This window comes from Nonomuraea typhae, assembly GCF_009760925.1.
Lineage (GTDB): Bacteria > Actinomycetota > Actinomycetes > Streptosporangiales > Streptosporangiaceae > Nonomuraea > Nonomuraea typhae.
In genome coordinates this window covers 201,441-222,242 of record NZ_VRLV01000001.1, presented here as the reverse complement: position 1 = coordinate 222,242, position 20,802 = coordinate 201,441, and the positions used below count along the sequence as shown (strand labels likewise).

The following is a 20,802-nucleotide window of genomic DNA, read 5'->3' as shown; positions in this document are numbered from 1 at the left end:
CGATCGCCGCGCCACTGAGGACACGACGGGGGTAATGCAGGGAGGTAGACAGGATGTCTCCTTGGAGCTTCCACGAACGCCTACCGGGTTAGCTGTCGGATTCGGGCCTGGAAGTCGCCCTACGGCACGCGGTGTGCGCGCGCCGATTCACCCCTTGACCCCTGGGGATCGGGATCGGTGGTTCCCCGGCTCCGTGCCTCCTGGCTGCACGGACTCGGCAGGCCGCGGCCCTCGTGGTGACGGGGCGGCCGGCGGATGTGTGGTGCTACGGCGCCCATGGCTTGTCCGCCGCGACGCCAGAAGGTACTCGGGGCGTCACGGCTCGGCAAAGCGCAAGCAAAGTTGTCAAGATCAGCCAGAGGGTTCTGTCAGAGCGAGAACTCCTGCTGAACCACGGGTTCCGTTATCCAAATGTGACCCTGCTCACACTTGGAGCTCCAAGGTCATGTCAGATCCCATCCGTCACTCTGGTCACAGCCGTCAGCCGGAACCCGGTCGGCACGTGCCGTACCTCTTCGATCTCCCGCAGCCGCGCCGGCCCCTCGAGATAGCGATGCAGGTACGGCACGCGGCGCAACCCGGTGACGGCGAAGCGCGCCTCGATGGCGGCGAGCATGTCGCGCGCGGTCGCACAGTCCGCATGGGCCTCGCGCCAGCGCGCGAGAGGGTCCTCGACCGGCTCGTCGAAGCGCCCGAGCAGCACACCGGCGTCGTAGAACCAGGTGGCCGCGGGCCCGTCGGCCCAGTCCCACGCGAACTCGTCCACGACGAGCCGCCCGCCGGGGACCAGCAGCGCGGCGGCGCGGTCGAGCGCCTTCCCGAGCGGGTGCATGTGGTGGAGCGACAGTGACATCACGATGACGTCGAACGGGTCGTCCTCGTAGGCGGCCATGTCGGCCCGCCGCGCGGGGACCCCGGCGGCGTGGGCGGGACCGGGGTCGAGGTCGATGGCGGTGACGTCGTGGCCGAGAGACGACAGCTGCGCGGCCAGCGAACCGTCGCCGCACCCCGCGTCCAGGATGCGGACGGGGACGGCGGGCAGAAGGGAGGCGATCCAGGCGTCCATGACCCGATCCTTCTGCGGACAAGGCATGAGCACCACTGCGGGTTCGGCATGAAAGGCATAAGCTCCATGCATGCTTGACGTCTGGTCACTGAAGGTGCTGTCGGAGGTGGGGCGGCTCGGGTCCTTCTCGGCCGCCGCCGAGGCGCTGTCGATGACGCAGCCCGCCGTCTCCCGGCAGATCGCCGCGCTGGAGCGGCGCAGCGGCGTGCGGTTGTTCCACCGGCTGCCCCGCGGCGTCCGCGCCACCGACGCCGGGCTGGCCGCGCTGGAGCAGGCCGCGCGGGTCCTCGACGGCATGACGCTGCTGGAGACGAGGCTGGCGGCCCACGCGGCGGGCGAGACCGGCCGCGTGCGCGTGCACGCCTTCCCGAGCGCGGCCACGGACTTCGTCCCCGGCTGCTTCCGCATCCTGGCCACCCGGCATCCCGGCGTGGAGCTCTCCCTGACCGTCGCCGGTCAGGGGGCGCACGCCGTCCGCGAGGGGACGGCCGACCTCGCGCTGACCACCTCGTGGGACCCCGAGCCGCCCGCGGGCCTGGAGGCGGTGCCGCTCCTGGACGACGACCTGCTGGTGGCCCTGCCCGGCGCGCACCCGCTCGCCTCGGCCGAGACGGTCGCGCTGCGCGAGCTGGCGGAGGAGCCGTGGATCGACGGCACCCACCCCGACTGCCTCGGGCCGCTGTCGGAGCTGGGGGCGGCCATGGGCGCGCCGCCGCGCGTGCGCCACCTGTGCGACGACTGGAACGGGCGCCAGGGGCTGGTGGCGGCGGGGGTCGGGGTGATGTTGTACCCGTCGGTCGCGGGCGCCGCCGTGCGCGGGGACATCCGGCTGCTGCGCCCCTCCCCCGCGCTGCCCGCCCGGCGCGTCTACGCCGTCGTCCTGCCCCGCCCGGCCCGCTCACCGGCCGTGGAGGCGCTGCTGGAGGTCATGCTGGGGTACGGCCCGGCCGCCTAGGGCCGGATGGCGCCGACGATCCGCCGGCCGTACGAGGAGAGCTTGACGACCTTGATGACGTCGCCGGTCTGCGGCGCGTGCACGATGTTGCCGTTGCCCGCGTACATGGTGACGTGGCCGAGGCCCTCGCTGAAGATCAGGTCACCGGGCTGGAGGGCGTCCAGGCTGACCTTCCGCTTGGCGCCCCAGGCCCACTGCTGCCAGGTGGTGCGGGGCAGCGAGACGCCGCCGGCCCGCCAGGACGCCTGGGTGAAGCCGGAGCAGTCGTAGCCGCGCGGCCCGGTGCCGCCGTAGATGTAGGGCTTGCCGACCTGGGCGTAGGCGAACTTGAGCACGGCGGCCGCGTTGCCGGTGGCCGGGCCGTCGTAGGCGATGCCGGTGCTGTCGGGGTCGCCCTCGTTGTAGGCGCCCAGTTCGCGCAGGAGCTTCTTCTGCTGCTTGATCAGCTCGAGAACCTCGGCGCGTTCCTTCTCCACCTCGTCGCGTTCGTCGTCGGCGGCGACGAGGGCGTCCTGGGCGCGGTCGCGCTCGGCCTTCAGGCCCTTGTTCTCCCGGTCGAAGGCGGCCAGCCGCTCGCTCCGCTCGGCCTGCATCTGGCTCGTGAGGGCCATACCGCTGAGCAGGCCCGTCGGGTCGCCGTTGCCCATGATCGACGGCCAGGAGGTCACGTCGGCGCCGAGCCGGTAGTCGTTGACCGTCATGGTGACGATCTGCTTGCGCAGGTTCTCCACGGTGGCCAGCTTCTGCTTGTACGAGGAGTTCAGCCGCGCGTACTTCTTCTTGGCGTCCTTGTGCCGCTCGGTGGCGGTGTTGAAGCGGTCGACGACCTTGTCGGCGCGGTCGTTGAGGCGGGCGAGCTTGGCCTTGGCCTGTTTGATGGTCGGTTTGGGGTCGGCGGCGGCCACACCGACCGGTGACGCCAGCAGCCCGATCACCAGACCAGCAGCCAACGTAGCCCGGCCGTACTTCACAGCGTCGCCTCCCAGGGAACATATCTGGGGGGAAATAGTACAGAAGTGACGGGTGAGGTCTCAGCTATTCGCCCCATTTGTAACCAACGCCCTAGCTCCTCGTCAGCGCGACCGGAGGCGCATGGCAGGCGTCCCCGGTCGCTGTGCGGGAGCGGCGTCGGAAGGTTACGCCCGGCCGAGGCGGCGAAGCAGCAAAGCAGACGGAACCGGTCTGGCGCCCATGCGCCGCACCGACTCGGCCACCTCGCGGTCGGAGGAGACCACCGCGATCGCGCGGCCGGGCGGCTCGGCCCGGACGAGCTGGCGGATCACGTCGTCGGCGATCTCCCCCGGCGCGCTGAACAACACGCGCACCCCTCGCGGGGCGACCACCTGAACCGGCGAGTTGAGCTCGGCGCCGTCGAAGACGACGGTCACCTCGACCCGGGTCTGGGCCACCAGCCCGCCCAGCCCGGTCATGAGCCGGGCCCGCTGGTCGGCCAGGGTGAGGCTGCCGTAGCCGGTCTTGGTCACGTTGTAGCCGTCGATGACCAGGTGCACCTGAGGCAGGGCCAGGAGCTGGTCGAGCAGTTGCGGGTCGTCGTCGGCCAGCGCGCGGGCGGGCACGGCGCGGACCCCGGGAGCGCCGGGCGAGACGGCGGCCACCGAGTCGGCCGGGCGGCTGATGGTCGTGGGCAGGGCCAGCTCGCGCCGCAGCCCGGCCGAGGCGTCCTGCAGCGCGTCCAGCAGGACCCGGATGCGCGCGTCCTCGATGCTGCGGCCCTCGCGGGCGGCCCGGCGGGAGACCTCGAGCTGCTTCTCCACGTCGTTCAGGCGCTCGCGCAGGCGGCGCAGCTCAGCCTCCCCGGCGCTGCCCGCGGCCGTGGCCGCGGTCATGGCCTCCTCGGCGGTCTGCTCCACGGACGCGCGCCGCTGCTCGGCCGCCTTGGCCCGCTCGCGCGCTTCGTGCAGTTTGCGGCGCAGGTCGGAGTTCTCCGCGCGGGCGGCCTTGAGCTGCTCGCGCAGCCGGTCGGACTCCTCCTTGGCCGCGGTCTTCTGCGCCGAGAGCTGCTCACGCAGACGTGCGACCTGCTGTTCCTGCGCCGACCCTTCGGCGGCCACGGCCGACTGCTCCAGGTCGGCACGGGCCATCTCCACGATCTCCGCCCACCCGGGCGGACGCGTGAGGTAGGCGGCGGCCGCCACCAGCACGGGGTCGGCCGCGGGCGGCACATTGCCCTCGGCCAGCGCGGCGACGAGTTCCGGCCACCCGGCCGCGACCGACTCGGCCACGGCCTCCCTGAACTCCTTGTCGTTCTCCAGCTGCGCGGCGATGGGCGCACTGCCCAGCTTGGCCCGCTTGCGCGGATCGAACCTGGCGATCCCGCGCAGCGGCGGCGGCACCACGGCGGCCGGCATCGACCCCAGGACCTGTGCCGCGAGGTCGACGACATTGAGTCTTACCTGCTCAGGGAGCGGGCGAGACAGGCCTTCACCGGCTGAGCTCATCCCACGTGTGTCCCTTCGCGCCTTGCTCTTTCAGTCAAGGGTACGGCTGCCGCGTACCTAACCGTAACTGTGCGTTGCATCTGGACAAGCGCTTGGTTGGCGGTATACGACTGTGCCAGGTGAGGGAGGTCCAGGGTGACGGAACAGATGCGTACCTCCACGCGTGACCTGGAGGAACTGCACGATCGGGTGGCCGCGTGGCTGCGCGGGAAAGTCGGCGGGGAGGTCGCCGTCTCGGAGCTGGAGCGCCCTTCGGGTAATGGAATGTCCAGCGAAACGTTATTTTTTACCGCTCAGTGGTCCGAAAACACGACACGCTGTGTTGCAAGGATGGCGCCCGCCGCCGAGTCGGTCCCCATCTTCCCCGCCTACGACCTGGGCGCCCAGTTCGAGGTGATGCGCCTGGTCCGCGAGCGCGCCGGCGTCCCCGCGCCCCGGGCGCTCTGGTACGAACCCGACCCGGAGCCGCTCGGCATGCCGTTCTTCGTCATGGAGCGGGAAGACGGGCTGGTGCCGCCCGACGTCATGCCCTACACCTTCGCCGGCTGGCTGCTCGACGCCGCCCCCGAGCAGGCCCGGCGCCTCCAGGACGAGACCGTGAAGATCCTGGCGGCGGTGCACGACGCCCCCGTGCGCCCCGCCGAGCTCGCCTTCCTCGGCGCCGCCGGGCTGCGCGCGCACGTGGAGGACCAGCGCGCCTACTACGCCTGGGCCCACGGCGGACGGCGCATCCCGCTGCTGGAACGGGCCTTCGACTGGCTGGAGGCGCACTGGCCGCAGGATCCCGGGCCGGACGTGCTGACCTGGGGGGACGCGCGACCGGGCAACGTGATGTACCGGGACTTCCTGCCGGTGGCGGTACTCGACTGGGAGATGGCCGCGGCCGGCCCGCGAGAGCTCGACCTGGGCTGGATGATCTTCCTGCACCGGTTCTTCCAGGACATCACCGAGGCCCTCGAACTGCCCGGCATGCCGGACTTCATGCGCCGCGAGGACGTCTGCCGCACCTACCGGGAGCTCACCGGCCACGAACCCCGGGACATGGACTTCTACGAGATGTACGCCGCCCTGCGCCACGGCATCATCATGGCCAGGGTCTGGCAGCGCCGGATCCACTTCGGCGAGCAGCCCGAGCCCGCCGACCCCGACGACCTCGTCCTGCACCGGGCCGCCCTCGAACGCATGCTCGGCGGTTAGGTGCCGGCGTCGTAGACCGTCAGCGCGATCTGCACCCGGTTGTTGAGCTCCAGCTTGGTCAGAATGCGCGAGACGTGCGCCTTCACCGTGGCCACGCTCATGAACAGCTCCGCCGCGATCTCCGCGTTGGACCTGCCCCGCCCCACGGCCACGGCCACCTCGCGCTCGCGCTCGCTCAGCCGCGTCAGCAGCGTGCGCGCCCGCTCGGTGCGCAGGCTCGCGCCGCCGTCGGAAACGTGGCTGATGAGCTGGCGGGTCACCACGGGCGACAGGATGGGCTCCCCCGCGGCCACCCGGCGGATGGCCGCGACCAGGTCGCCGGGCGGGATGTCCTTCAGCAGGAACCCCGCCGCCCCGGCCCGCAGCGCGCGCAGCACCTGGGCGTCGGCGTGGAAGGTGGTCAGCACGATCACCTCGGGCGGCGCGGCCGTGGCGCGCAGCGCCTCGGTGGCGGTCAGGCCGTCGACGCCGGGCATGCGGATGTCCATGAGCACCACGTCGGGCCGGTGCTCGGCCACCCGCGGCGGCACCTCCGCGCCGTCGGCCGCCTCGCCGACGATCTCGATGTCGCCGGTGCCCGACAGGATCATCGACAGCCCGGCCCGCACCAGGGCGTCGTCGTCGACGATCAGCACGCGGACGGGCGCGGTGGCAGTGCTCATGTGGTCCACGGTAGCCATGCCTTCACCACGAAGTCGCCATTGATGCGCGGGCCGTGGTCGAGCCGGCCCCCGGCCAGCTCCGCGCGTTCGGTCAGGCCGATGAGCCCGGCCCCGGCGCCGGGGATGCGCGGGCCGAGCCGTACCCCGACGGGGTTGCGCACCTCCACGGTCAGGCCCTTGCTGCGGCCGCCCGAGACCGTCACCGTCACCGGGGCGCCGCCGGCGTGCTTGCGCGCGTTGGTCAGGGCCTCCTGGACGATGCGGTAGGCGTTGCGGCCCAACGCCTCGGGGACCTCGCCCAGCTCGGGCAGGGTCAGCGTGAGGTCCATCCCGGCCCGGCGGCTCTCCTCGGCCAGCGTCTGGACGTCGGCCAGCGTCGGCTGCGGCCTGTCGGGCACCTCCTCGTCGCCGCCGGCGTGACGCAGCACCCCGATGACCCCGCGCAGGTCCTGCAGCGCCTGGTGGGCGCTCTCCCGGATGGCCCCCGCCGCCCTGGCGACGTCGTCGGGCCTGGCGTCGGGCCGGAACTCCAGCGCCCCGGCGTGCAGGCTGAGCATGGACAGCCGGTGGGCCAGCACGTCGTGCATCTCCCGGGCGATGCGCTCGCGCTCCAGCCGCTTGGCCTGCTCGGCGGCGGAGTCGGCCTGGGCGCGCAGCGACCACACGAGCTGCCTCCTGGCCCGCACCACCACGCCCCAGGCGAAGACGGCCAGCGAGATGGACGCGCCGAGGGTGAAGGTGCCCCAGTAGGACAGGTCGGGGCTGGGACGCAGGTAGGCGTAGGGGAACAGGGTCAGGACGTTGACCAGGAGGACCGGGCCGGAGATCTTGAAGGGCCGGTGCACGGCGACCGTGAACGACGCCACCACCGCGGCGCCGCCGACCAGGATGAGCGAGGTCGACAGCAACGCCATCGCCATCGCCAGCGTGACCGGCCACCTGCGGCGCAGCCACACCGAGGCGCAGGCCAGCGCGCCGATGACCTGCTCGGTGACCTGCAGCGGCGCCGGGACGGAGCTGAGGTCGGGCACCGTGAGCAGAGTCAGCCCGCTGGCGAGCAGGAACATGACGGTGTCGACGATCCAGTCACGCGTCGAGCGCTTGACCGGCCGGCCCTCCACGCCGTCGCCGAGCAGGACCGAGGGCAGCACCCATCGATACTCCTGCCGCGCGGCCGTGGCGTTCTCCGAACCTGTCACGTTTTCCGAGGTTATGGCCTTCCGGCGGGGAAACGACAGCGACCAAAGTAGATGTCTCGCTCAACCTCCGGCCGTGGCGGATCAACCTCCGGATCTGCAGGCTGGAGGCATGAAAGTGGTCCTCGAGACGGCCGGATGGCTGCTCCTTATCCAAGGGGCCGGCGGCCTCGTCAACACCGTGTTCGGCTGGTGGAGCTGGTCGCACGACCTGCTGCTGGTCAACCGGCTGCCGTTCCTGCGCGGGCAGGAGGTGTTCGCCGCCATCGTCATCGGCGTGCTCGGGGTGGCGATGCTGGCCGCCGCGCGAGCCGGCAAGAAGGAGGGCTGACATGAGCGACATCACGGCCACACTCACCCTGCGCCCTCCCCGCCACCGGGCGGACCCGAGGGCCGTCTCCTGGTGGCGGGTCCAGGGCCTGATCCTCGCGCTGCCGGTCGCCGCCGCGGCCGGCGCCGCGTACTGGATCTTCACCGACCGGCCGTTGTGGCTGGGGCTGGTGGTGGCGGCGTTCGCGCTGCTGTGCCTGGCGCTGGCGCTGGCGGCGCCGCGTGCCTACTACCGGGTGCAGCGCTGGGAGGTCACCGACGACGCGGTCTACACCCGTCAGGGCTGGGTGACCCACACCTGGCGGGTGGCGCCCATGTCGCGCATCCAGACGGTCGACACCGCGCGGGGGCCGGTGCAGCGACTGTTCGGGCTGGCCGACGTCACCGTCACCACCGCCTCGGCCGCCGGCCACATCAAGATCGAGGCCCTCGACCACGAACTCGCCGCCCAGCTCGCCGAGCGCCTGACCGCGATCACCCAGGCCACCCCCGGAGACGCCACATGACCGCCCCAGCCTTCGACGAACGCGACCAGCCAACCGGGGCCACCAGGACCACGGGACACACGGGGCACACTGGGCACACTGGGGCCGACGGACGTGAGGGGCGCCGCGGATCTGACGGGCCCAACAGACGCGACGAGCGCGACGAGCGCACGAAAGCCGCCGAGACCGGTGAGCGATTGGACGGCGATGAGGGTGGCGGCTGGCGGGGGCTGGCCGGGCGTAGCGTCGCGGCCTCCGCGGTCATGTCGCTGGCCATCGTGGCGCCCGTGGTCGTGGTGCTGGGCCGGATCCTGCTGGGCGACGACTGGTCGTTCGCCGCCGTGGCCGGCCTCAACGCCGTGGCCGCGGCCGCCATCATCGCCGCCGCCGCCGGCTACGACCTGCTGCGCCTGCGCACCACCCGCTGGCGGCTCACCGGCGAGCGGCTGGAGCTGCGCTCCGGGATCGCCGAGCGCCGCCACCGCTCGGTCCCGCGCGAGCGCGTGCGCAGTGTGGACATCACCGCGGATCCGGTACGGCGGGCGTTCGGCCTGGCCGTGGTCAAGGTAGGCACCGGCGAGCACACCGGCGACGGCAAGGAACTGACCCTCGACCCGCTGACCCGGCCGGAGGCCGAAGCGCTGCGCCGTACCCTCTTGGAGGGCGAGCGCGCGCCCGAGGTGGCGGCCGCGGACGACGCGGTGGTGGCCAGGCTGGAGTGGGCCTGGATCCGCTACGCCCCGCTGACCGTCTGGACGTTCATCGGCGGCGCGATCGCGGCTGGCGCCCTCTACAAGCTGCTCGACATGCTCGGCTTCGACCTGCTGGCCTTGGACACCCTGAAGGGCGCGTGGGGGTGGGCGAGCGCGCACCCGTGGCTGGCGGTGCCGGCGGTCCTCGCCGCGAACCTGGTCTTCGGCCTCCTGGGGGCGCTGGCCCTGTTCGCCGAGGCGTGGGGCCGCTACCGGCTGGAGCGCGCGCCCGGACGGCTGCGCCTGCACCGCGGCCTGCTGACCACGCGCTCGCTGACGCTGGAGGAGCGCAGGCTGCGCGGGGTGGAGGTGGCCGAGCCGCTGCTGCTGCGGCTGGGCGGCGGCGCCCGGGTCAAGGCGGTGGCGACCGGCCTGCGCAAGGCCGAGGACAACGAGACCGAGGACGTGGCCGCGCTGACCCCGCCCATGCCGCGCGAGCTGGCCTGGGAGGTGGCCGCCAAGGTGTACGGCGCGCGGCCCGGCGAGGCGCACCCGGTGCTGCTGCGCCATCCGAAGGCCGCCAGGGCCAGACGGCTGCGCTGGGCCCTGCTCACGGTGCTCGTGCCGGCGGCGGCGCTCGGCGTCCTCGACGCCCTGTACACCTGGGTGCCGGTGTGGGCATGGGCGGTCCCGGTGGCGCTGGTGCCGGTGGCGCTGGGGTTCGCGGTGGACGCCTACTGCGGGCTCGGCCACGGGCTGGGCCCGCGCCACCTGCTCACGCGCTCGGGCTCGGCGTTGCGCAGCACGGTAGCGCTGGAGCGCTCGGGCATCGTGGGCTGGACGGTGCGCCAGTCGTTCTTCCAGCGCCGGGCGGGGCTGCTGACGGTCTCGGCGACCACGGCGGCGGGCAAGGGCCACTACGACGTGCTCGACGTGGGCCAGGACGAGGGCTTGCGCATGGCGTCGGTGACGGTGCCGGGACTGCTGGCGCCGTTCGTCATGCGCAAGCGCTGAGGGTCGCCTGCCCAGGCCCCTGCGCTGGGCAAGCGCGAGCTTGGCTCAACTGTACGGCTCGCGCTTGCAGGCGGCTTAACTGCCGGTGGGCTGCTCGGCCAGGGCGTCGGCCAGGGCGCGGGCGAGCTTGAGCGCGCCCGCCCGGCCTTCCTGCTCGGTCACCAGCTTGGCGTCGCCGGAGTCGGCCGTGGCGCCCTTGGGCACGTCGACGCCCGAGTAGTCCACGACCAGCACCGTGGCGCCGCGGCGCAGGACGATCGTGCCGGTGCCGCTGTGGATGTCGCCCTTCTTGATCGTGACGTACTGGTGGAAGGCGGCGTCGCCCAGCCCCTTGATCTCGGCCATCTTGCCCCAGAAGATGCCGCCGAAGCCCAGGTCCTGGTTGGCCCCGCGCTTCTGCGCGTACATGCCCTTGGCCGCGCCCTGGTCGGGCCCGCCCGCGCGGTCGGCGAACTCGTGGACGGTGACCAGCGCGCTGCGCAGCTTGTGCCCGCCGCCGGACAGCGGAAGCTCCCGGTTCAGCCAGCGGCACTCGGTCTGCTGCTCCTTGCCCTCTTCCAGCGCCCGGGCCCGTTTCTCCCCTTCGGGGACGAGCTGGAGGGCGGTCGCCGACACCTTCTCGCACAGGACCGGGAAGGCGGCCAGCACCGTCGGGGAGGCACTGGGCTGCGACGGAGCGGGCGTCGGCGTGGCCGTGGGTTTGGGCTTGGCCCTGGCCAGCACGTCGGGGTTGGCCGCCTGCCAGGTGGAGACGCCCTTGACCACGTGGGTGAGCAACTGGGTCACCTCGCGCAGGGCGTTCTCCTCCGTGATCGACTTGGTGCCCTCGTTCGAGAGCATCTTGGCGTCCTTGGGCTGCTGGCTGGCCTGGAACTTGATCTTGACGGTCATGTCGCCGTTCCTGGCCTGGGCCTCGCCGAAGGAGTACCACAGCAGGTCGCCGGAGCGCCGCCAGGTGTACTGGGCGAAGGCGCCCTCGCCCACGCCCTGGATCTCCCGCATCGGGGAGATGTACTCCTTCTCGTCCTCGCGCGACTCGGGCTTGGCGGTCTCGCGGTACTTGGCGCCGCCGTAGTCGAGCTCGTAGATGCTCTGGGCCATGGCCCGGCCGGTCTTGGCGCCCTCGCCCTTGTGCTGCTCGACGCGGATGTCGAGCTCGCGGCTGCGCCAGAACTCGTTGTAGGAGATACGCCGGTTGACCCAGCTGCAGGTGAAGGTGACCGTGCCGGAGTCGGCGGCGTCCCGCGAGTCGCCGGTCGCGGGCGCCCCGGGCACCAGCCGCTCGGCCTCCGTCTTCGGCACCATCGCGCACACGTCCAGCGTGGGAGGCGCGGCGGGCTTGCCCTTCGCGACCGGCGCGGACGAGCGCGCGCCGCCCGGCTGCCCCCCGGGCAGCGGCGAAAGCCTGCCGGTGAGCACGAGCACCGCGGCCCCGGCCACCAGCACCACCACGACCGCGCCGGCGACGGCCGCGATCAACCGGCCTCTGCCCCGGCGCCGGGGCGGCTGCGGCGCAGGAGGCATGGTCGGCTGCTCGTACGGCCCGCGGTAGGGGTTGGTCGGCGGCTCGAACTGGCTACCGGGGTTCACTGCGTCACTCCTGACTTGCCCGGGAATGCTGGGAAAGAATGGTAGTCATGGGGCTTGCAAGGCACTTACAACGCCGCTGCCACCGCCTTGGCCGCCTGTTCCGCCGCCTGCCGGTCACCGGCGGCCACCGCTTTCGCGTCCGGGACGTGGACCAGCACCTCGCCGATGAGGTTGCTGTCGCGGAACATCACCGTCGCGGTGGCCTGCCCCGTCGTGCCGGTCAGGTGCTTCTTGAACGCGTGCTGGGCGAAGGCCGCCTCTCCCACGCCGGCCACGTCGGTGACGCCGCTCGTCTTCACCCGGAAGGTGACCCCCTCGGCGGCCGCGCGGTTGACCCGCTCGGCGTCGAAGAGCCTGCGCGCCACCGCGGGCCCGTCCAGGTCGCCGCGTGGCTGCTCGGCGCGGGCCCTGACGGTCAGCTCGCGCAGCGTCCTGGAGCCCTGCCAGACCCGCCAGCGGCACTCCCCCGCGCGGGTGCGCTCCGCCCGCGCCTCGGCCTTCAGCAGCTCTCCCGCCCGCGCCGCCGGCAGAAGGGCGCACGGGTCGGGCGCCGTGGCGTACTTCCCCGCCGCGTCCTTCCCGGTCAGTACGGCGAGGCCGTACCACCCTCCGGCGGCCAGAATCGCGACGGCCAGGGCGGCGACGACGGGCACCACCCAGCGGCGCCGCCTCGCGGGCGGACGCGGGGCGGCGGGCGGCGGCGCGCCCGTGAGCGCGGCCCGGATCTGGGGCGCGGCAGGCCGGGCGGCGGGGTCCTTGGCCAGCATCGCCAGGAGGAGCCCGCCCAGTTCGCGCCCGGCCCGGGCGGGAACGGGCGGATCGTGCAGCAGGACGGCGGCGGCGATCGCGGCGGGCATGGCGCGCTCGAACGGCGCCCGGCCCTCGACCACGGTGTAGAGGCTGGCGCCCAGGGACCACAGGTCGGAGGCGGGCCCGGAGGCGTGGCCATTGAGGCGCTCGGGGGCCATGTAGCCGGGCGAGCCCGCGCTGCCGTGGCGGTCGCCGCGCCCGCCGACCGGGGCGGCGATGCCGAAGTCGGTGAGCATGGCCGAGCCGTCGGCGTCCAGCAGGATGTTGCCCGGCTTGACGTCCTGGTGGACGATGCCGGCCGCGTGCGCGGTCTCCAGCGCCGACAGCACGCTCAGCCCGATCCGCGCGACCATGGCGGGCGGCAGGGGGCCGTGCTCCCTGACGACCTTGTCCAGGGAGCGGCCGGTGGCCAGGTCCATGATGATCCACGGCTGGTCGCCTTCGAGCACCACGTCGTGGATGAGGACGATCGCCGGATCGCGCAGCCGCCCGGCCGCCCGGGCCTCGTCGATGGCGTGGTGGGCGAACTGGGCGCGCTCCTGCGGGCTCAGCCCGCGCGGCACCCGGACCTGTTTGACCGCGACCGCGCGGTGCAGCGTCTCGTCGGCGGCCCGCCAGACCGTGCCCGCGCCGCCCTCGCCGAGCCGCTCGATCAGGCGGTAGCGGCCGGCCAGGAGGTAATGTCCCTCAGCCTGCACGGCGCAGCCCCTGCTCGACGAGTTGGGCGGCTTTCAGCGCGGTGTTCTTGATCTCCACGTCGGTGGGCTTCTGGTTGAGCGTGGTGTACTCCACCTGCACCACCAGGTTCGCCACCCGGTACAGCAGGAAGGCGCTGTGGACCCGGCCCGTCTTGCCGGACAGCTCGAAGGCGAAGCCCTCCTCGCCCGGGGCGGTGATCTTCCTGACGGCGCCGCGCCTGGCCTGGTAGTTGCCCTTGGCGCCGATCTCCGGCCAGGTCCACTCCAGCTCGCCGGCCCGGTTCCAGTACCGCTGCTGGTTGGCCAGGAGCCGGACGGCCTTCGGCGCGGTCATGCGCCACGGGTCCGGGGTGTCGGAGTCCTTCTGCACCTGGACGCCGACGCCGGAGTTCGGCACCGGCCAGCCGCACTTGGGGCCGGCGTCGTCGGCGGAGGGCAGGCCCTTGGGCGGCTCGCGCACGCCGAGCAGCGAGGCGACCTCCTGCGGGGTGAGCAGCGAGCACAGGTCGATCGGCACCGTGTACGCGCTCGGCGGCGTCTTCTCCCCCGGCCGCAGCACGAGGAAGGCGCCGGCCCCGGCCACCAGCAGGACCGCGGCCGCCGCGGCGATCCAGATCCAGAGCCGGGACTTCCGCTTGGGCCGGGTGGGCACCGTGGCGTCGTGGACCACGGGCACCTGCGCCGGTTGCCCGGCGGCCAGGCGGCGCAGCGCGTCGAGGGCGGTGGTGGCGTGGGGCCGGGCCGCGGGATCGCGGGCCAGCATGGCGGCCAGCAGCGGGCCCAGCGGGCCGTGGGCGGGCCTGGGCGGCTGGGTGAGCGTGTTCTTGATGCGCTCGCCCACGGGCCCGTCATAGACCGGGCTGCCCTCGCCGGCCAGGAACAGCGTGGCGCCGAGCGACCACAGATCGCTGGCCGGGCCGCCGGGGTGGCCCTCCAGGCGCTCGGGCGCGATGAACCCCGGGGAGCCGATCATCAGGCCCTGCTCGGTGAGCGTGGCCTGGCCCTCCTGGCGGGCGATGCCGAAGTCGGTCAGCACCACGCGGCCGTTGTCCGTCAGGAACACGTTGCCCGGCTTCACGTCCCGGTGCTGCAGGCCGCGGGCGTGGGCGGCACTGAGCGCGTCGAGCACGTCGGCGCCGATGCGGGCCACCTGCGCGGGCGGCAAGGGCCCCCGGGCGGCGACCAGGTCGCCGAGGTTGCTGCCGCGCAGGAGTTCCATCACCAGCCAGGGACGCTCCTGCTCGACGATGACGTCGTGCAGGGCCACGATCCCCGGATGGCGGAGCTGGGCGGTGGCCTGCGCCTCGCGGACCGCCCTGGTCACGGCCTCCTGGCGCTCGCGCGGGCCGAGGTGCTCGCCCAGCGTGAGCTCCTTGACCGCGACCTCGCGGCCGAGCATCTCGTCTCGGGCCAGCCAGACCCTGCCCATGCCGCCGCTGCCCAGCAACTGGAGCAGGGCGTATCTGTTGGCGAGTCGTCCCCCGGACATAGGTAGGAGACTAACGAAAGATCAGGATTTGTCGGTCAGCATTGACGGCGGGGCTCCCGATAACTGTCGGTCCCCCCTTCTATGGTCTTGGTTCGTGGACGCGGTTCAAGGCACTCTCGACGAGCTCGGCACTCCCCTCAGCGAAGTCACGTTCGTCGTCTTCGACCTTGAGACGACCGGCGGCTCCCCCGCCGAGCACACGATCACCGAGATCGGCGCGGTCAAGGTCAGAGCGGGCGAGGTGCTGGGCGAGTTCTCCACGCTGGTCGACCCCGGGAGCCCGATCCCGCCGTTCATCTCGGTGCTGACCGGCATCACCGACGCCATGGTCATGGCCGCCCCGCGCATCGAGGCGGTGCTGCCCAGCTTCCTGGAGTTCGTCAAAGGCACCGTGCTGGTCGCCCACAACGCCGGCTTCGACACCCGCTTCATCAAGGCGGCCTGCGCCGCGCTCGGCTACCCGCCGCCGGCCAACCCCGTCGTCGACACCGTCGACCTGGCCCGCCGCGTCCTGACCCGTGACGAGGTCGCCAACGCCAAGCTCGGCACCCTCGCCCGCTTCTTCCGCAGCCCGGTCGAACCCTGCCACCGCGCCCTCCAGGACGCCCGGGCCACGGTCGACGTCCTCCACGGCCTCATCGGCCGGGCCGGCTCCTTCCAGGTCCACACGCTGGAGGAGCTCAAGTCGTTCGTCCGCGCCCCCACGCCCGAGCAGCAGCGCAAACGCCACCTCGCCGAAGCCGTCCCCCACGCCTCCGGCGTCTACCTCTTCGAGGACGAACGCGGCGAAGTCCTCTACATCGGCAAGTCCACGAACCTGCGCAACCGCGTGCGCTCCTACTTCACCGCCAGCGAGACCCGCCCGCGGGTGCGCGAGATGATCGGCATCGCCGAGCGGGTCCGCCACATCGTCTGCGCCACCGCCCTGGAGGCCGAGGTCCGCGAACTCCGCCTGATCGGCGGCGCCAAACCCCGCTACAACCGCCGCTCCCGCTTCCCCGAGAAGGTCGTCTGGCTCAAGCTCACGCAGGAGCCGTTCCCGCGCCTGTCCATCGTGCGCGAGGTCCGCGACGACGGCGCCGCCTACCTCGGCCCGTTCGGCACCACCCGGGCCGCCGACGACGCCAGAACCGCCCTCCACGAGGCCGTCCCGCTCCGCCAGTGCACCCAGCGCCTGAGCCCCGCCACCCGCGTCCCGGCCTGCGTCCTGCACGAGATGGGCCGCTGCGGCGCCCCCTGCACGGGCAGCGAGACCCCCGCCGACTACGCCCTGCACACCGAGGCCGCCAGACGCGCCATGCAACACGACGCCACCGCCGTCTTCACCGCCGTCTCCACCCGCATGGAACGCCTGGCCGTGGAGCAGCGCTACGAGGAGGCATCGATCGACCGCGACCGCCTGGCCGCCTTCATCCGCACCGCCGCCCGCATGCAACGCCTCACCGCGCTCACCCGCCTGCCCCAGATGGTCGCCGCGAGCCCCGCCTTCGACGGCGGCTGGGACATCCACGTCATCCGCTACGGCCGCCTCGCCGCCGCCGGCGTCATGGCCCGCGGCACCCACCCCGTCCCCTACGTCGAATCCCTGGTCTCCACGGCCGAAACCGTGATCCCCGGCCCCGGCCCCACCCACGCCGCCACCGCCGAGGAGACCGAATGCATCCTGCGCTGGCTCGAATCCCCCGGCATCCGGCTGGTCGAGGTCGACGGCGAATGGAGCCTGCCGGTCAACGGCGCCGCCCGCCACAAGGCCCGCATCGACCAGGCATACCGCGGGCTCGACCACAGGCCGCTGCGATAGGGTGAAGGCCATGGTCACGGCAATCGTTCACATCAACGCCGAAGTCGACCGCATTCCGGAGGTCGCCCAGACGATCGCCGAGATCGACGGCGTCAGCGAGGTCTACTCCATCACCGGCGAATACGACTTGCTGGCCATGGTCCGGGTGGCGGCCTACGAGGAGATCGCCGAGGTCATCCCGGGCCGCCTCAACAAGGTGCCCGGCGTGCTGCACACCGAGACCCACATCGCCTTCCGCACGTACTCCAAGCACGACCTGGAGTCCGCCTTCTCCCTCGGCCTCCCCGAAACCGACTGACGCGACCCCTTCTGCCCCTTCTGTTACGGCGTAGCCACACCCCCTTCTGTTACGGCGTAGCCACACCCCCTTCTGTTACGGCGTAGCCACACCCCCTTCTGTTACGGCGTAGCCACGCCCCCCACCACCCGCCGACGTGCGCGTGCGCAGGTCGGGGGGATCGCTTCTCACGTCGGACGCATGCCCCGCCGCAACGGCCCGGGTAACCACGCGCCGGCGCCCATCCCTGGCCACAGCAGCGCTCCCGGCGAAGCGGCCCTGGCAAGGCTCCGGCCGGCCCGTGCACCCGCCACGCCACCCGACCCCCGGGAGCCCTCCCAGCCGGCGTGCGTGCTGACTCGGTTCAACGCGGCGGGCGCCCCAACCCGGTCCCATCCCCGCGTGCGGCCCAGCCCGGTTCCCAGGCGCTCTGCCGTACCCCGTGCCTGTGAGCACGCGAAGAGGCCCGGACGGAAGATCCGTCCGGGCCTCCAGGCGTGCGGGGTCAGTGCTGGGTGATCGACTTGTCGTCGCCGCCCGCACCCACCGCGGCGTGCTCGTCGTGGTCATGGCCGTGGCCGTCGTCCAGCGGGATCTTCTCCCCGCCGTACGCCTTGGACATGCCGGCACGCAGCTTGCCGAGCGGCCCGCGCATGCCCTTGGGCGGGATGCCCGCGCTGTCTTCCTCGACCGGCAGCATCGGGACCGGCTCCTTGGAGCGCAGCAGGTCTTCGACGGTGTCGATCGGCGGCGTGTGCACCTCGATGAACTCACCGTGCGGCAGGCGCTTGATGACGCCCGACTCCACCCCGTGGCTGATGACCGCGGCGTCGTAGCGCTGCAGGCCGAGGCAGATCCGGTAGGTGATGATGTAGGCGAGCACCGGGCCCACGAGCACCGCCACCCGGCCGATGTAGGTGGTCCAGTTGAGGCTGATCTGGAAGTTGGCCGACAGCTCGTCGTTGGCGCCCAGGAGCCACAGCACGCCGTAGAACACGATGGCGGCCATGCCGATCGAGGTCCGGTGCGGGTTGTTGCGGGGACGCTCGGAGACGTGCATGGCGCGGTTGTCGCCGGTGACCCAGCGTTCGAGGAACGGGTAGAGGGCCAGGCCGGTCATGACGATGCCCATCGGGACCAGCGCCGGGATGATGACGCTCAGCGGCAGGGTGCCCGCGTGGGCGGTGCCGAAGAGGTTGATCTCCCAGGCCGGCATGAGCCGCAGCGAGCCTTCCAGGAAGCCCATGTAGAAGTCGGGCTGCGAGCCTGCCGAGATGTCCGCCGGGTTGTAGGGCCCGAAGATCCAGATCGGGTTGATCTGGGCGAACGTGCCCAGGCCCGCGATCAGCGCGAACGTGAACAGGAACATCGCCCCGGCCTTCAGCATGAACGCCGGGTAGAAGGGCGCGCCGACCACGTTGTGGTTGTTGGCGCCGCGGCCGGGCATCTGCGTGTGCTTCTGCACCCAGGTGAGGACCACGTGGGCGCCGATGAGCGCGAGCAGGATGCCCGGGATGAGCAGGATGTGGAGGGAGTAGAACCGGGAGATGACATCCACACCCGGGTACTCGCCGCCGAACAGGAAGAACGTGATGTACGTGCCGACCAGCGGCAGCGAGATCGCCACGCCCTCGGTGATGCGCAGGCCCGCGCCGGACAGCAGGTCGTCCGGCAGCGAGTAGCCGGTCAGGCCCTCGGCCAGCGCCAGCGTGAGCAGGATGACGCCGATGAGCCAGGTCAGCTCGCGCGGCTTGCGGTAGGCGCCCATGAAGAACACCCGCAGCATGTGCACCATCATGCTGGCCACGAACATGAGCGCGGCCCAGTGGTGCATCTGCCGCATGAGCAGGCCGCCGCGGACGTCGAAGCTGATCTCCAGCGCCGACGCGTACGCCTGGGACATGCCCACGCCCTTGAGCGGGGCGTAGGAGCCGTCGTAGATGACGTGCTCCATGCCCGGCTTGAACCAGAGCGTGAGGAACGTACCGGTCAGCAGCAGGATGATGAACGAGTAGAGCGCGACCTCGCCCAGGAGGTACGTCCAGTGGTCCGGGAAGATCTTGCGCAGGTTGCGCCTGAGGAAGTTGCCCGCGCCCAGGCGGTCGTCGAGGAAGGACGACGGCCCGCCGATGGCCTTGGGCACCGCGTTGAGCTCGCCGCTCATGCCTGGCTCCCTTCCCTGGCCGCCTTCTCGGCGTCACCGCGCTCCCAGTAGCTGGGACCGACGGGCACGTTGAAGTCGTCCTTGGCGATGAGGTAACCCTCGCCGTCCACGGCGATCGGCAGCTGCGGCAGCGGCCGCGCGGCCGGGCCGAAGATGACCTTGGCGCCGTCCGCGGCGTCGAACGTGGACTGGTGACACGGGCACAGGATGTGGTGCGTGGTCTGCTCGTACAGGGCCGCGGGGCAGCCGACGTGCGTGCAGATCTTGGAGTACGCCACGATCCCGTCGTGGGTCCAGTTCTTGTTCACGCCGGACTTGATCTCCTCCGGCCTGAACTTGATCAGGATCAGCGTGGCCTTGGCCAGCGCGTTCATGTCGTGCTCGTACCCCTCGGGCACGACCGACAGGATGCCGCCCGGCGAGTTGAAGTCCGCCGCGCGGATCGGCTGGCCGGTGCCCTCGACGACCAGGCGCATCGGCTTCTTGCGCGTCTCCGCCCACACGGTGTGGCGCAGCAGCTTGTTGAAGTTGGCGCCGGTCATCTTGGTGTTGTCCAGGTCCCGCAGCAGCACCAGCGGCAACAGGCCGAGCGGCGCGGAGGCCAGCAGCAGCGTGCGGCGCAGGAGCGGCCGCTTGACGAAGCCGCTCTCGTTGGCGCCCTGCAGGAACGTCTCGGCGACCTCTTCGCGCGTGGCCGCGTCGGAGGCCAGGTCGTGCCGCTCCTGGATCAGGTTGTACTTCGGCATGATGCTGCGCACCCACACCGTGATGCCGACCGCGAGGCCGAGCAGCGCCAGCGTGAGCGTGCCGCCCAGGGCCAGGTTGGAGTCACCGGTCGCCGCCGGCGTGCCGACCTGAATCTGCACGTACAGGATGATGAACGCGATGGCCGACAGGAAGGTGATCGTGAAGCAGAGCGCCACGACCTTCTCGGCCTTTCTGGCCGACTTCTCGTCGGGGATCATCACGCCCGGCGTGTCGGCGCCGGCCTTGTCGACGGTCTCCTTCGCCCCGAGCATCGAGGTGCCCGGTGCGGGGGTGCCGATGACGCGCTTGGGCACCCGCTCGTCCGGCTGCTCGATCTCGTGCTCGTTGTCTGTCATGACTTCTTCCGCTTCTTCGCGGTGATCCAGATGGCGGCGAGCGCCATGAAGCTGATGCCCACGACCCACGCCACGAGTCCTTCGGTGACCGGGCCGATGCGGCCGAGACCGAAGCCACCCGGGTCCTTCATGGAACGGACCTCGGTGATGTAGGCGATCATGTCGCGCTTCTCCTGCGGCGTGATCGTCGTGTCGTTGAAGACCGGCATCGCCTGCGGGCCGGTGACCATCGCCTCGTAGATCTGCGTCGGGGACGACTGGTTGAGGTTCGGCGCGTACTTGCCCCTGGTCAGCGCGCCACCGGCACCGCCCCAGTTGTGGCACTGGATGCAGTTGGCGCGGAAGAGCTCGCCACCCTTGGCGGCGTTGCCCAGCGAGCCGTCGACCTGCTCCTTGGTGGGGACCGTGGGCCCGCCGCCCAGCGACTGCACGTATGCGGCCAGCTGACGGGTCGTCTCCTCGTTCACCCACGGAGGGGTGGGCTTGCGCGGCGCCTGGGCGCCGGGGTTGGCCGCGGGCATGCGGCCGCTGCTCACCTGGAAGTCGACGGCCGCGGCACCCACGCCCACGAGCGTGGGGCCCGTGGAGGTGCCCTCGGCGTTGAGGCCGTGGCAGCTGGAGCAGTGGGCCTGGAAGAGGCTCTTACCCTGTGCGACGTCGTCGAGCTTGCCGGACGCGAGCGCCGCGTCCGCCGGCCGGCTTGCCTGCACGAGCGTGGCGTAGGCCACCCCGATCAGCGCCAAGGCCAGTACCAGGACGGCATATCTCGCGAGGGGATGCCGCCGCCAAGCGGTGGTCCTAGTCACAGAGATCC

18 protein-coding genes and 1 riboswitch are annotated in these 20,802 nt (G+C 72.0%); of the genes, 7 read left to right on the top strand and 11 right to left on the bottom strand.

The features are described 5' to 3' along the window. Positions 1 to 67: 67 nt before the first annotated feature. A riboswitch (cyclic di-AMP (ydaO/yuaA leader) is annotated at positions 68 to 220 on the bottom strand. A gap of 228 nt (positions 221 to 448) precedes the next feature. Then, a complete protein-coding gene (locus tag FVE25_RS01050; RefSeq protein WP_157244454.1) occupies positions 449 to 1,066 on the bottom strand; it encodes a class I SAM-dependent methyltransferase in 618 nt (205 codons plus the stop codon). A gap of 70 nt (positions 1,067 to 1,136) precedes the next feature. On the opposite strand from FVE25_RS01050, the gene FVE25_RS01045 reads away from it, so the two are divergent. Continuing rightward, positions 1,137 to 2,021 (top strand): LysR family transcriptional regulator, encoded by an 885-nt coding sequence (locus tag FVE25_RS01045; protein ID WP_157244453.1) that lies wholly within the window; start codon positions 1,137 to 1,139, stop codon positions 2,019 to 2,021. On the opposite strand, the gene FVE25_RS01040 is transcribed toward FVE25_RS01045, so the two are convergent. Continuing rightward, positions 2,018 to 2,956, bottom strand: coding sequence for a C40 family peptidase (locus FVE25_RS01040; RefSeq protein WP_246266500.1), 939 nt, complete (start codon positions 2,954 to 2,956; stop codon positions 2,018 to 2,020). The genes FVE25_RS01045 and FVE25_RS01040 overlap by 4 nt on opposite strands. Positions 2,957 to 3,157: 201 nt before the next feature. Then, positions 3,158 to 4,390 (bottom strand): NYN domain-containing protein, encoded by a 1,233-nt coding sequence (locus tag FVE25_RS01035; protein ID WP_246266498.1) that lies wholly within the window; start codon positions 4,388 to 4,390, stop codon positions 3,158 to 3,160. A gap of 420 nt (positions 4,391 to 4,810) precedes the next feature. Between FVE25_RS01035 and FVE25_RS01030 the strand changes: the two genes are divergently transcribed. Then, positions 4,811 to 5,677 carry a phosphotransferase family protein gene (locus tag FVE25_RS01030; RefSeq protein WP_246266496.1) on the top strand — a complete coding sequence of 289 codons (867 nt, stop codon included), beginning with the start codon at positions 4,811 to 4,813 and terminating at the stop codon, positions 5,675 to 5,677. On the opposite strand, the gene FVE25_RS01025 is transcribed toward FVE25_RS01030, so the two are convergent. Both FVE25_RS01025 and FVE25_RS01020 read right to left on the bottom strand, forming a co-directional pair. Beyond that, positions 5,674 to 6,339 (bottom strand): response regulator, encoded by a 666-nt coding sequence (locus FVE25_RS01025; RefSeq protein ID WP_157244450.1) that lies wholly within the window; start codon positions 6,337 to 6,339, stop codon positions 5,674 to 5,676. The genes FVE25_RS01030 and FVE25_RS01025 overlap by 4 nt on opposite strands. Further along, positions 6,336 to 7,538: a sensor histidine kinase gene (locus tag FVE25_RS01020; RefSeq protein WP_157244449.1), complete on the bottom strand. Its 1,203-nt coding sequence runs from the start codon at positions 7,536 to 7,538 to the stop codon at positions 6,336 to 6,338. The genes FVE25_RS01025 and FVE25_RS01020 overlap by 4 nt, the downstream gene beginning before the upstream one ends. Before the next feature lie 109 nt (positions 7,539 to 7,647). Between FVE25_RS01020 and FVE25_RS01015 the strand changes: the two genes are divergently transcribed. From FVE25_RS01015 to FVE25_RS01005, 3 genes are all read left to right on the top strand, one after another. After that, on the top strand, positions 7,648 to 7,866 hold the full coding sequence (locus FVE25_RS01015; RefSeq protein WP_157244448.1) for a hypothetical protein: 219 nt from the start codon (positions 7,648 to 7,650) through the stop codon (positions 7,864 to 7,866). A 1-nt stretch (position 7,867) separates the two neighbouring features. Beyond that, on the top strand, positions 7,868 to 8,371 hold the full coding sequence (locus FVE25_RS01010) for a PH domain-containing protein (RefSeq protein WP_157244447.1): 504 nt from the start codon (positions 7,868 to 7,870) through the stop codon (positions 8,369 to 8,371). 176 nt (positions 8,372 to 8,547) lie between these two features. After that, entirely contained in the window at positions 8,548 to 10,056 is a 1,509-nt protein-coding gene (locus tag FVE25_RS01005; RefSeq protein WP_181019411.1) for a PH domain-containing protein, read from the top strand. 75 nt (positions 10,057 to 10,131) lie between these two features. Here FVE25_RS01005 and FVE25_RS01000 read toward each other — a convergent pair whose 3' ends face one another. From FVE25_RS01000 to FVE25_RS00990, 3 genes are all read right to left on the bottom strand, one after another. Next, complete coding sequence (locus FVE25_RS01000) at positions 10,132 to 11,646, bottom strand: hypothetical protein (RefSeq protein WP_157244445.1); 1,515 nt, start codon at positions 11,644 to 11,646, stop codon at positions 10,132 to 10,134. Between the two features lie 65 nt (positions 11,647 to 11,711). Continuing rightward, positions 11,712 to 13,154 (bottom strand): serine/threonine-protein kinase, encoded by a 1,443-nt coding sequence (locus tag FVE25_RS54235; protein WP_219825250.1) that lies wholly within the window; start codon positions 13,152 to 13,154, stop codon positions 11,712 to 11,714. Beyond that, a complete protein-coding gene (locus FVE25_RS00990; protein WP_157244444.1) occupies positions 13,144 to 14,643 on the bottom strand; it encodes a serine/threonine-protein kinase in 1,500 nt (499 codons plus the stop codon). Before FVE25_RS00990 ends, FVE25_RS54235 begins: the two co-directional genes overlap by 11 nt. Before the next feature lie 94 nt (positions 14,644 to 14,737). On the opposite strand from FVE25_RS00990, the gene FVE25_RS00985 reads away from it, so the two are divergent. After that, on the top strand, positions 14,738 to 16,444 hold the full coding sequence (locus FVE25_RS00985) for a DEDD exonuclease domain-containing protein (RefSeq protein WP_157244443.1): 1,707 nt from the start codon (positions 14,738 to 14,740) through the stop codon (positions 16,442 to 16,444). 10 nt (positions 16,445 to 16,454) lie between these two features. After that, complete coding sequence (locus FVE25_RS00980; protein ID WP_157244442.1) at positions 16,455 to 16,742, top strand: Lrp/AsnC family transcriptional regulator; 288 nt, start codon at positions 16,455 to 16,457, stop codon at positions 16,740 to 16,742. Positions 16,743 to 17,226: 484 nt separating this feature from the next. On the opposite strand, the gene qcrB is transcribed toward FVE25_RS00980, so the two are convergent. Genes qcrB through qcrC form a run of 3 tightly spaced genes read right to left on the bottom strand, consistent with a single transcriptional unit; the run spans position 17,227 to position 20,794 of the window. Further along, a complete protein-coding gene (gene qcrB, locus FVE25_RS00975) occupies positions 17,227 to 18,885 on the bottom strand; it encodes a cytochrome bc1 complex cytochrome b subunit (protein ID WP_157244441.1) in 1,659 nt (552 codons plus the stop codon). After that, positions 18,882 to 19,988: a cytochrome bc1 complex Rieske iron-sulfur subunit gene (gene qcrA / locus FVE25_RS00970; protein WP_157244440.1), complete on the bottom strand. Its 1,107-nt coding sequence runs from the start codon at positions 19,986 to 19,988 to the stop codon at positions 18,882 to 18,884. The genes qcrB and qcrA overlap by 4 nt, the downstream gene beginning before the upstream one ends. Then, positions 19,985 to 20,794: a cytochrome bc1 complex diheme cytochrome c subunit gene (gene qcrC, locus FVE25_RS00965; RefSeq protein WP_157244439.1), complete on the bottom strand. Its 810-nt coding sequence runs from the start codon at positions 20,792 to 20,794 to the stop codon at positions 19,985 to 19,987. The genes qcrA and qcrC overlap by 4 nt, the downstream gene beginning before the upstream one ends. Between the last annotated feature and the right edge of the window lie 8 nt (positions 20,795 to 20,802).